A 13,098-nucleotide genomic window follows, 5' to 3' on the forward strand; every position below is an offset into this window, starting at 1 on the left:
GATGACGCCAATAAGCGGCGAGAGAGAAACGATGGACAACGAAACGATGAGCATGCGTGGTTATCTGGCCGAGCAGGGCAAGCGTGCGCTTGCACTGTTGCTGTGCTGCACGATCACCTGGACATCGTTTCCGGCATGGGCGCAGGTTGCGCCAACCGCTAACCCTGGAGGGCAAACGCCCGGCCAGCAGGTCGCTGCCAATGGTGTGCCGGTGGTGGACATCGTCGCGCCCAATGCACGCGGCATTTCGCACAACCGCTACAGCAATTTCAATGTCGGCCCGAATGGGTTGATCCTCAACAACAGCGCGCAGATCTCCAAGACCGAGCTGGGCGGCTACGTTGCCGGCAACAACAACCTGCAGCGCAGCGGTGCCGCGTCGCTCATCCTCAACGAGATCACCTCGGCCAGCAGCCGCCTGCAGGGTTATACCGAAATCGCCGGTACCAAAGCGCCGCTGGTGATCGCCAATCCCAACGGCATTTCCTGCGATGGCTGCGGGTTCCTCAACACCTCGCGCGTGACCCTGACCACCGGCACGCCGACCCTGGGTAGCGATGGTGCGTTGAACGGTTTCAGCATCACCGGTGGTGCGCTGAGCATCGGCCGCAATGGCCTGGACGCGTTCAACGTGGATCGATTGGATTTGCTGTCGCGCCAGCTCAGCGTGGATGGCGCGATCTGGACCAAGGAGCTGGTGGCTGTTGCCGGCACCGGGCGCGTCAATTACGACGGCATGTTGCTGGATGTCTGCCAGGTACCGACGGTGCCGCTCCTGCAATCGGTATCGACGTGGCGCAGTTGGGGGGCATGTATGCCGACCGTATTCGCCTGATCGCCACCGAGGCCGGTGTCGGCGTGGTGAGCCGTGGAACATTGGCCGCGCAAAGTGGCGACCTGCTGATCGACAGCGCCGGGCAAGTGAGCCTGAGCGGAACCACCGTGGCACGCGATGGTGTGAATGTCCGTGCCACTGGCGCGCTGGACCAGCGTGGCGTGCTTGGTTCGCAACAAGGCGACGTGCGTCTGCGTGCGGCAAGCATGACGCTTGCGGGCGACTTGGTCGCCGCCGGTGCGCTGGATGCGCAAGCCGGTGGCGTGGTGAATCATGCTGGCCGCAGCAGTGCTGGGTCGATCCGTCTGTTGGGCTCGCAATTGAATGCCGATGGCAGCTTGCACACCACCGGTGCGCTGGAGCTGGGCGCCGATGGGCTATTTCGTAGCGGCGGTGCCGCCTACGGCGGGGCAGGCGCCAATGTGCGCGCGGCGCAGATTGCGTTGTCAGGCACCTTGCAGAGTGGGGCGGCCATTGCGCTAGACGCCAATACCATCGATGCACTCGGCACGCTGGATGCGGCAACTGCGCTGCGGATCAACGGCAATGGCAATGTGCGCCTGGCTGGATTGGCGCAGGCCGGGCAGGGCGCAGATGTGCAGGCGGGTGGCCGCCTGGAGCTGCAAGGGCAGCTGATCGCGGCCGATGTGCTGGCCTTGAACGCAGCGTCGATCGACATCGCACAGCGCGCCGCGGTGTCTGCAGGCAACGATCTGGACCTGCGCAGTGCCGGTGCAGTCAACAACGCGGGTAATGCGTATGCCGGCCGCGATCTGCGGCTGCAGGCCGCCAACGTCAGCACGGCGGTTAGCCTGTCTGCGGCACGCGATGCGCAGCTGGCGGTTGCCGGCGAATTGGTCAATAGCGGCACCATTGTCGCAGGCAATGCATTGAGCGCGGACGCAGCGCAGCTGGAGAGCTGGGGCGATATCGGCGGCCAGCGTGGCGATGCCACGTTACGCAGTCGCGGCAATCTGCGCCTGAGCGGCAATGCCGTTGCAGGTGGCGCATTAGCATTGGATGCCGCAAGCGGTGCCCAGATGTCGGGCGCTGTGAATGCGGCTAGCGTCAGCCTTCGTAGCGGCGGCGACGCCAGCCTCTCCGGCACGCTGCAGAGCACGCGTGGCCCGCTGAGCGTTGCCGCAGCAGGTGAGCTTGCAACCGATGCCACCCTGCGTTCGGCAGGTGCGCTCGAGTTGCAGGCCGGTGGCGCATTGCGCCAGCGCGGGCAACTGCACAGCGATGGCGCGTTGCAACTGCGTGGGGTCAGTGTCGCGCATGACGGTGTGATCGATGCGGGCGGCGACCTGCGCATCGCCAGCGCTGGCACGCTGGCATTGAATGGAACCGTGCAGAGCGCGGGCAGTACTACCTTGCAAGCGGCCGGCGCACTGGACAATCGTGCAAAGGTGATTGCAGCCGGCCCACTGCAGGTCGATGCAGCCATTCTGCGCAACGCGCAGGGCGCGGCGTTCTCTTCTGATTCCGATGCGCAGCTGCGGATCGGCGGCGCGCTTGAAAACGCAGGCAGCCTGTACGCGGCCAACGCACTGCAGATCACTGCCGATGCGTTGACTCAGAACGGGAGCGTCAGCTCAGGCAATACACTTTCGGCAACGATTGCTGGCACGTTCGACAATACCGGCAATGTGGTGGCCCGCAATGGGCTGCAGATCGATGCCGGCGATGTGCGCAGCAGCGGCCAGCTCGGCAGTGAAGCCGCAGGCGTCGTGCTGGGCAGCCGGGGCGATATCGCGCTGCAAGGCGTGGTGGCCGCCGCAACCGCCCTGCAGGCCACCGCCGCTGGCGATCTCCAGCAGGCCGGCTCGCTGAAGGCGCAATCGGTAGTGCTGCGTGCGGGCCGCGACCTCACCGCGAGCGGCACGCTGCAATCTGCCTCGACGCTGGACCTACAGGCACAGCGTGCATTGACCTTCGCTGCGCAAGGCCAGGCCGCTGGCGACATCAGCATGCGCGCCGCCACGCTGACCACAAGCCAGGATGCGGTCCTTCAGGGTATCGGTGCGATCGCGCTGGATGGCGCAACGATCGATAGCCGCGGCAAGCTCGATGCAGGCAGCGATCTGCGCGTGCGCAGCTTGGGCGAGCTGACGCTGGCAGGCATTGCACAGGGCGGCGGCGATGTCGCGCTGACGGCTGCAGGGGCGCTGACCAATGCAGCGCAGGTCTTTGCGGGGCGCAGCTTGACTGCGCAGGCGCAACGTATTGAAAACACCGCCGCAGGCGTACTCGCAGGCAATGGAGATGTAGCGCTCACCACCGCGACACAGTTGAGTAATGCCGGCCGCGTGCAGGCCGCCGGCGACCTGCAGATGACTGCGGCAAGCATCGATCAGAGCGGTAGTGCATCTGCCGGCAAGACCCTGCGCGGTACGATCGCCGGCACACTGGAGCATCGCGGCAATCTGATCGCCAAGGACACGCTGCAGATCGATGCGGGCACGTTGCGCAGTAGCGGCCAATTGGGAAGCGAGCTGGCCAATGTCGCGTTGAGCAGCCAGGGCGCGATGCAACTGGAAGGTGTGGTCGCCGCCGCGACTGCATTGCAGGTATCGGCCGGCGGCGATCTGCAGCAAGCCGGCTCGCTCAAGGCGCAGGCGATTGCGTTGCAGGCCGGGCAAGATCTTACTGCCAATGGCAGCCTGCAGTCCGCATCCACGCTGGATCTGCAGGCACAACGCACGCTTGCATTGAACGGTCAGGCATCCAGTTCTGCAGATGCCACGCTCAATGGCGCAACCATCACGACCGGCTCTGCGGCGGTGCTGCAGAGCGGTGCGGCGATCACCTTGGCGGGCAACACCATCGATAGCCGTGGCGCGCTCGATGCAGCTGGCGATTTGACTCTCCGCAGTGCGGGCGATCTGACACTGGGCGGCCTGGCGCAGGCCGGGCGCGACATTGCGCTGACCGCGACAGGTGACTTGAACAACGGTGCTCAAGTGATCGCCGCGCGCGATCTGAGCGTGCAGGCTGCCAGTGCCACGAATACGTCCGACGCAATCCTGGGCGCCAAGCGCGATCTGCGTGTCGATGTTGCCGGGGTACTGGACAACCGCGGTAGCCTGCATGGAGAGCACGCACTGTCGCTGACGTCCGGGTCGCTGCTGCAGCACGGTCGTGTCTATAGCGGCGATGCGCTGTCGATTGCTTCCACAGGTGCGTTCGAAAATGCAGGTCAGTTGATTTCCGGCAAAGCGTTGAGCATCACTGCCGGCAACATTGTCAGTCGTGGCCAGCTCGGCTCGGTGACCGGCGCGCTGACACTGACCAGCCAGAACGACATTGCGTTGCAAGGCCTGGTGTCTGCCGCGACCACGTTGCAAGCCACTGCCGGTGGCGATCTTTCACAAGCAGGCACGCTCAGTGCGCAGACCGTTGCGCTACAGGCTGGCCGCGATCTCGTTGTCGGCGGTACGCTGCAATCGGCGTCCACGCTGGACTTGCAGGCACAGTATGCGCTGAGCTTGAACGGCCACGCCCAGGCCGGCACCGATGTGGCCCTGTATGGCAACAGCATCGCGACCGGTCGCGATGCGGTGCTGAAAAGCGGTGGCGCCATCACCCTGGACGGTGCGGCAATCGATAGTCGTGGCACGCTGGATGCCGGAACGGATCTTGCAGTACGCAGCACGGGCGATCTTGCCCTGGCCGGTGTTGCGCAAGCCAACCGCGACGTCGTCTTGAGCGCCAGCGGTGCACTCGATAACGTCGGCCAGGTCTTCGCGGGCCGTGACCTCTCGCTACAGGCAGGTTCGATCAACAACGCTGCAGCTGGCGCACTTGCAGCAGCAGATGGCGTCACGCTGGCGACAGGTGCACTGCAGAACGCCGGCAGCCTGCAGAGCGGTGGCGATCTGCGTATCACCGCAGCCAGCATGGATCAGAGCGGTACTGCCGTCGCCGGCAAGGCGCTGACCGCCACGGTCACCGGCACGCTGGACAACCGCGGCAGTCTCATTGCCAGGGATGCGTTGCTGGCGGGTGCGGGCACGTTGCGTAGCAGCGGCCAGCTCGGCAGCGAAGCCGCGAACGTGACCTTGACCAGCCAGGGCGAGATGACCTTGCAGGGCGTGGTCGCAGCAGCAACCACATTGCAAGCTACCGCAGGCGGCGATCTGCAGCAGGCCGGTTCGCTCAAGGCGCAGTCCATTGCGCTGCAGGCCGGGCGCGATCTCACTGCCGCAGGCACGTTGCAATCGGCATCGCAGCTGGATCTGCAGGCGCAACGCGCACTGACCTTGAACGGTCAAGCGGTGTCCATGGCGAATGCAAACTTGCGCGGCGCGCAGATTGGGACCGGGCAATCTGCAGTGCTGCAAAGCGGCGCTGCGATCAGTTTGGATGCAGCGGCGATCGATAGCCGTGGCGCACTCGATGCGGCCACCGATGTCACTCTACGCAGCACCGGCGAGCTGGCGGTTGCCGGCGTGGTGCAGGCAGACCGCAACGCGGTGCTGAGCGCAACCGGTGCGTTGACCAATGCCGCACAGGTCGTGGCCGGTAGTGGCTTGACTGTGACTGCAGCCAGTGCAACCAACACCGGCACGGGCGTGCTGATCGCGCAAAGCGACGCCACGCTGTCCATCGCTGGCCTGCTCGACAACGCCGGCGCCGTGCGCGCTGGCAACCAACTCTCGCTCGGTGTCGGCTCGCTGCGTCAGACCGGTCAGGCGTATGGCCTGCAGCGGCTTGGCGTCACCGTCAGTGGTGCCGTGGATAACCGTGGCGATCTGATCGGCGGCAACGGCTTGCGTGTGGAGGCCGGGCAACTGAGCAGCAGTGGTCAGTTAGGTAGCGAGCGAGGCGATGTGGCGTTGATCAGTCGCGGCAACCTGCAGCTCGATGGTCGCCTGGCGTCGGCAGGCGCGCTGACGGCACAGGCCGATGGCACGCTGACGCAGAGCGGCAATCTGAGCGCAGCCAGCACACTCGACCTGCGTTCCAAACGCGACCTGACGGTTGCCGGCCAGGTCGCGGGCCAGCAACTCACGCTCGTCAGCGATGCGGTCGTGCGCCAGCAGGGCACTGTCAGCGGGACAACGATCGGCGTGCAAGGCGGGCGGATCGAAAATGCCGGGCAGACCACGGCGGCGGGCAATCTGAGTCTGCGCGCAGGCGAGATCGGCATCACCGGCACGGTGGGTGCCGGCATCAACGCAGACGGCAACCTTGGCAGCGGAAGTACGCTCAGCCTGATTGCCGACCGTCAGCTCACTGCCTCCGGCACCGTGCTGGCAGGCGGCAACTTCACCGCGCAGGGCAGTCAGCTGCAATTGGCTGGCAGCAGCACGCGTGCCACCGGCAATGCGGCGCTGACCACCGGCGGTAACCTCGATCATCGTGGCGGCAATCTGCTCGTTGGCGGCACGCTCACCGTGCAGGCCGGGGGCAGCATCGACAATGGCCGTCTCAACAGCGTCGGCGGGCAATTGCAGGCCAATCAGTTGAGCATCGACGGCGGAAGCCTGGGTAATGTCGGCGGACGCTTGGTGCAAAGCGGCGCTGGCCTGACCCGCGTCGCCATTGGTGGCGCCATCGATAACACCGCCGGCACGCTTGCCAGCAACGGTCAGGATCTGACCATCACCGCTGCCAGCATTGAAAATGCGCAGGGCCGCATCGAACATGCCGGCACTGGCACGCTGTCGGTGACCAGCCGCGGCGCATTCGGCAACAGCGGCGGACGCCTTCTGACGCAGGGTCAGCTGAGCCTGGGCGCCAGCGGCGCCTTGAATAACCAGAATGGCGCCATCGCTGCGGCAGGCGATGCAGGGGTGACGGCGGCCAGTCTCAACAATCTGTCCGGGTCGGTGTCGGCACGCACATTGAACGTGCAAAACAGCGGCGCGGTCGATAACCGTAACGGGCTGCTGCAGGCCAGCGGTGGTGCGCTGACCTTGCGCGCCGACAGCCTCAGCAATGCTGGCGGTACCGTGCAGGCGGTTGCCAATGCGGGCGTGGGCGGTGGTCTGCGCGTGGAATTGAACCGCGGTCTGGACAATGGCAATGGCACGGTTGGCGCCAGCACCGATGCAGTGATCATTGCAGAAAACATCAGCAGCGCCAGCGGCAATCTGCAGGCCGGTCGCGACCTCAGCATCACCGCGCGTGGCCAACTCGATAATCATCAGAGCGGCAAGCTCAGCGCCGGTCGTGATCTGAACGTTGCGGTCACCGGTGCACTGCTCAATAGCGGCGGCCAGCTCGATGCCGGCAACACCTTGACTGCATCCGGTGGACGGATCGACAACACCCAGGGCAGCATCGTCAACAACGGCGGCGGCCTGATACGCATCACCACCGGCGGCGGATTGACCAACACCAGCGGCAATCTGGGTGGTCGCGGCAGTGTGGTGATCGATGCGGCCAGCATCGCCAACAATGGCGGCCAGCTGGTGGCAGGCGGCGACCTGATCGCCAATACCAATGCGCTGAACAATCAAGGCGGCAACGTCTACGCTGGCGCCAACTTCCTGTTGCAGCGCGCAGGCGCCACGCTCGACAACCGGAACGGCAAGATCAAGGCCGAGCAATCGGTCCGCTTGAATCTGCAAAACCTGAGCAATGCCGGCGGCCAGATCGGTGCCGGCAGCGTGACCGGCGGCACCGGCGATGTGGTCATCGACACGGTGGGTTTCGACGGAGGCGGCAGCATTCTCGCGCAGAACCTGCTGGATCTGACCCTGCGTAGCGACTACACGCACCGCGCCAGCGCCGACCTGGTCAGCAATGGCAATTTCAACCTGCGCGTGGGCGGCAACCTGGTCAACGAGTCCACGCTCAAGGCTGCGCGGACCCTGGATATCATCGCCAGCAGCATTACCAACCGCGCCGGCGCCAATATCCTGTCCAACGATACCCGTCTCAATGGCGGCAATGTCATCGACAACGCCGGCAGTATTTCCGGCAACGGCGCGTTATCGCTCGTCGCCAACAGCGTCTACAACACCGGCAGCATCGTCGGCGGCAATGTCTCGGTGAATACCGGAACCTTGGTCAACGGTGCCGATTTCGGTGGTGCAACCGATAACGCTGCCTACGGTTCGGCATTGCTCGGCTCCACCGGCAACATGAAGCTGATCGTGCGCGATCAGCTGCTCAATCGCGACGCCCGCATCTTCAGCCTGGGTGATATCGCGATCGGTGGCGCGCAAGACGGTGCCGGCACATTGGTGTCGCGGACTGGTGCGGTGAATAACCTGTCTGGCAGTATTGAGGCCGATGGGAGTGTTTTGATTGCGGCGAGTCAGATCAATAATCGGCGGCGGGTGGTAAATGCTAGGACCGGCCCGTTGACTGACGCCGAACGTTTCTCTGCAAATTTAGCGATGCCTGAAGATGTGATTCGGCGTGATCCCAGCCCAGGGGCGACTGTCATGGGTATTCGCTATACAGGACATCAACCTGGGCTCTATCGATCTTACAGCGTGCGCGAGCGCGAACAACTCATTGCTGCCAGTGCGGAAGGGCGCATCGCTGCTGGTGGGAATGTCGCGCTGTCCGGATACGTGACGAACAATGGGTCCACCATCGCGGCCGGTGGGGCGCTACTGTTGAATCAACGCGGCGTTGCTCGTTTGTCTGACGCGATGCTTTCCAGCAGTGACGACGTACTCAATCAATCGCTGGCGCTAAGGCAAGTTGTCGACTATACGGACACCGAATACAGGGCCATGCCGATCAATGGCGACTGTATGCATCGTCCCGGTCAAAATCTTCCGTGCTATTGGGAAGAGGACGCGCGCGTTGTCGGATCCGGCACATTGGACAACAGCTACCTGGCGCTAGGCGCCAGCATGACCGGCGGCCAAGGCGTCAGCATCAATGGCGCCAATATCAGTAATGGTGCTGTCGGAAGCGATGGGCGAGCGGTCAGCGGCGCGTCGCTTGTCGCAGTCGGCGGTCAGGCTGGACTCAGCGGCCGTGGCAGGCAGATTGCTGGAAGCGTCGGCGGCCAGACCGTCGTCGGTCGTACCAATGGCGGCGCGAGCAGCATCCGTGTTGCCACCGCCACCGCCACCAGCGGCAGCGCAGGCACTCAAGTTGGCGCCAACACCCAGGACGCCACGCTTGCTACGTCGGGCGGCATCGTCAAGATGTCGGTCGCACCGGTCATGTCCAACGACAGTGGCCTGGTGCGCAGCACCGTCGATCAGACGAATGTGCAAACCACCGCAGCTGGTACCGGTGTCACCGCAGGCGCGAACGAAACCCGCAGGCAAGTCGACCCCGCCACCATTCCAGTCACCAATATCGTTGGCGGTGGCCAGACCTCGCTGACGCAGATCGATCTGCCCATCGGTGGTCTGTATCGCCTGTCCAATGGCATGGCCACCGATCGCACGGCGATGGGGCGCGCGGCAACCGGCCTTGGTGGCATCAACGCCTGGCGCAGCAACGGCCCGGGCCGTCGCTACCTGATCGAGACTGACCCACGCTTCGTCAACTACGACAACTTCATCAGCAGCGACTTCCTGCTGGACAAGCTGGGCGTAGACCCGGAATGGACCCAGACCCGCCTGGGCGACGGCTTCTATGAGCAGCGCCTGGTGCTGGATCAGATCACCCAGCTCACCGGCCGTCGCTATCTGGGCAACTACGCCGACGGCGTGGCGCAATACCGCGCCTTGCTGGAATACGGCGTGGCTGCTGCAGGCCAGCTGCAATTGAGCATGGGCGTCGGCCTCACCGCCGCGCAGGCGGCTGCGCTCACGCAGGACATCGTGTGGATGGTGGAGCAGGACTACCAGGGCCAGAAGGTATTGGTGCCGGTGGTCTACCTGGCCTCCAACTCGCTGCAGTTGCGCGGCAATGGCGCCTTGATTGCTGGTGGCAATGTCGAGCTCAATGCCACCAACGCCATGAGCAACCAGGGCGTCATCGCCGGTGCCGATGTCAGCGTCACCGCCGGCAATCTGCTCAACCAGGGCCGCATCAGCGGTACTGGCAGCGTGGCGCTGGAAGCGCGTAACGACCTGCTCAATCAGGGCCAGATCCAGGGCCGCGATGTCGCATTGGTGGCCGGCAACAACCTGGTCAGCGAAGCGGCCAAGGCCATCAACGGTGTCGGCATCCTGTCGGGCATCACGGCCAGCAACACGCTGCAACTGATGGCCGGCAACGACATGACGTTGACCGGCACCCGCGTGCATGCCGGCGGCAGTGCGGCGCTAATCGCAGGCAACAATCTCAGCCTCACGCCCAGCACCTTGCGCGACGACAACGGCCTGCTGCGCGGCGGCGACGCCGTGTCGGTAACCACGGGCAAGGACCTGATCGTCTCCGCAGGCAATGACCTGCAACTGCATGGCGTGACCGTCGCGGCCGGCGGCAGTGCAGCCCTGCACGCAGGCAACAACCTGTCGCTGACCCCGACCACCGGTCTGGACGGCAAGGTTGCCACCAGCACCAGCATCAGCACCGGCGACAGCCTGCAGCTGGCCGCCGGCAACGATCTGACCATCCGCCAGGCCGAGGTCAAGGCCGGCGGTGATCTGATCGCTGCAGCGGGCAACAACCTCAACGTCGAGTCGGTGCTCAACGACAGCGAGACCAACAGCTACAACTCGCGCAACGGCAAGACCCGCGTCAGCACCACCATGACCACCCAGAGCATCGACCAGCAAGCGCTCACCGCCGGCGGCAACTTGATCTTCAGCGCCGGTAACGACGTGAACTTGGTTGCTGCCAAGCTGGACGCCGGTAAGGGCCTAGGAATCAGCGCTGGCAACGACATCAATGCCAGCACGTTGACCACGGTCGATACCAGCACCACGGAGGAAACGCGCAAGCGCTTCAAGCAGACCATCAGCACCAGCGACGAAACCGTCCACGGCACCGAGTTCACCGCCGGCGGCAACCTCGCTATGCAGGCGGGCAACGACATCACTCTCACCGCCGCATCGGCTGCCACCAAGGACGGCGGCATCACCCTGGCCGCCGGCAACGACGTCAACCTGTTCGCAGCGAGCGAGCAGCACGACGCCGTGCAGGACATGACCAAGAAGAAGAAGGGTACGTTCAGCAGCAAGATGACCACCACGCATGATGAGTGGCAGGACAACGTGGCGGTCACCACCACGCTCAGTGGCGACACGGTGCAGATTGCGGCGGGTAACGATCTGCTGTCGCAGGGCGCGCAGGTCGCTGGCACTGGCGATGTGGTACTGGCCGCTGGCAACAACCTCATGCTGGATACGGTGCAGAACACACGTAGCGAAGAGCATGAGAAGACCGTCAAGAAGTCTGGTCTTTACGGCGGTGGCGGATTCAGCGTCGCCCTGGGCGTCACAAAGAACACCGATGGTCTGGACGTCACCGAGGTCACCAATACCGGCAGTCTGGTCGGCAGTACCGACGGCGCGGTGACGATGACTGCTGGCAACAAGGTGTCCATCACCGGTAGCGATGTACTGAGCGCCACCAGCACCACCATCGTGGGTAAGGAGGTCACGATTGCCGCGGCGGAAAATACCGTGGATACGGTGCAGACGTCTAAGCAGCAGAGCGCCGGCATTACGTTGGGATTGACCGGTGGGGCTGTAGACGCCGCGCAGGCGATCTACGGCGCAGTCAAGCGGGGCTCGGAGGTCGAAGACGATCGCCTGAAGGCGCTCTATGCCGCCAAGGCAGGCTATGCGGTCAGCGACACCGTGGGGCTGGTCGGCAATGGCCTGAAGGGCTACGACGGCCAAGCGGTTGCCGGAAACATGACAAAGACAGGCGCCGCCGCAGCCGATGGTGCGCAAGGTGCCGCCAATGCGACGGGGGTGAGCTTGCGCCTTGGCATCGGTGCCAGCAGTTCGTCGAGTAAGACAAGCACACATGAAGAGACCAACGGTGGTAGCCGCATCCTCAGCAATGGCGACGTCACCATTGCCGCGACCGGTGGCGATCTCAATCTCATCGGAAGCAAGATTTCCGGCGAAAACGTGGCCTTGGCTGCGGCAAACAATTTGAACCTGCTGAGTAACAAAGAAACCAATACAACCAAGTCCGAGAACAAGAATGCAGGTGGAGAGATCGGCATCAGTGTTGGTGCAGTCACCGGCTATTACCTGTCGGTGTCAGCGGGCAAGGGCAGCGCCAAGGGCAACAGCGATCTACGCACGGAAAGCGTCATAACGGCCAACGACACTTTGACCCTGGTCAGCGGCAACGACACCACAATCCAAGGCGCACAAGCCATCGGCAACAAGGTGCTAGCCAATGTCGGCGGTGATCTGCTGATCAAGAGCGAGCAGGACACCAACGAGTACAAGAGCAAGCAGCAACAGGCTAGCCTGACCCTGGCGACTGGCTCGGGAAGCGGCGGCAGCTACAGCGAACAGAAGGTCAATAGCAGCTACACCAGCGTGACCGAACAGAGCGGCATCCAGGCTGGCAATGGCGGCTTCGACATCACGGTGGGCGGCAAGACGAAGTTGGTGGGTGGCGCAATTGCCAGTGCAGCCGATTCCAGCCTCAATCGGCTGTCTACCGACAGCCTGACGGTCGAGGACCTGCAGAACAAAGCCGAGTACAAGACCAGCGGCGTATCGGTGGCTGGCGGCACGGGTAGCAGCATGGCCAGCGTAGCCGTTGGTGCCGGGTTGAGCATGTTGGGCAATGCCAGCGACAGCTCGAGCAGCACGACCAAGAGCGACATCGCCGCCGGCTCGATCCAGATCCGCAACGGAGACGCATCTGCGCTGGCAGGATTGGATCGTGGTGCGACCGAGTTGCAGCAGTCTGGCCTGAAGGAGATTTTTGACGAACAAAAACTTGCCGAGCAGCAAGAGCTTGCTCAGGCAGCTGGCGAAGTTGCGTTGCGGTCTGCCAAAGAACTAATTGCCTACAAGCGGGGGCAGGCAGCAGCAGCTGCAGACCAAGCGATGAATGATTTGTCTGTCGCCGAGCGTGATGGTGACGCAGCGGCGGCGGCCGAAGCCCGTGGTCGATTGGTAGATGCCAAGCAAAATTTGACGAGCTGGAACGACAAAGGAACTGCTAAGCAAATCACGCAAGTTGCTGCCGGTGCGCTCGCAGCAGCGGCATCTGGCGGTAACGTATTGGCAGCCGCAGGTGGCGTGCTTGTTAGCGAGAATGCACTCTCTAGATTTGCCGAGGCTTTGCAACGTAATGGCATTAGTCCCGGTAGTGAAGTCGAATCGGCGCTTGTGAGCGGCATGGCCGCTCTGTTCGGTGCCGCCGGTGGCCTTCTTGCCGGTGACGCGCAGGCAGGCGCCTCTATGGCGAGC

General features: G+C 63.8%; 2 protein-coding genes. Both read left to right on the forward strand.

Features of this window, described 5'->3' with window-relative positions; translation table 11 throughout:
- The first annotated feature begins 31 nt into the window (after positions 1 to 31).
- Positions 32 to 835, forward strand: coding sequence for a filamentous hemagglutinin N-terminal domain-containing protein (locus XBLMG947_RS24245; protein ID WP_245228248.1), 804 nt, complete (start codon positions 32 to 34; stop codon positions 833 to 835).
- Positions 793 to 13,098 (forward strand): hemagglutinin repeat-containing protein (locus XBLMG947_RS23390; RefSeq protein WP_245228249.1); only part of this gene is annotated, 12,306 nt, incomplete at its 3' end. The genes XBLMG947_RS24245 and XBLMG947_RS23390, both read left to right, overlap by 43 nt.

It is taken from the genome of Xanthomonas bromi, assembly GCF_900092025.1.
GTDB classification, from domain to species: domain Bacteria; phylum Pseudomonadota; class Gammaproteobacteria; order Xanthomonadales; family Xanthomonadaceae; genus Xanthomonas; species Xanthomonas bromi.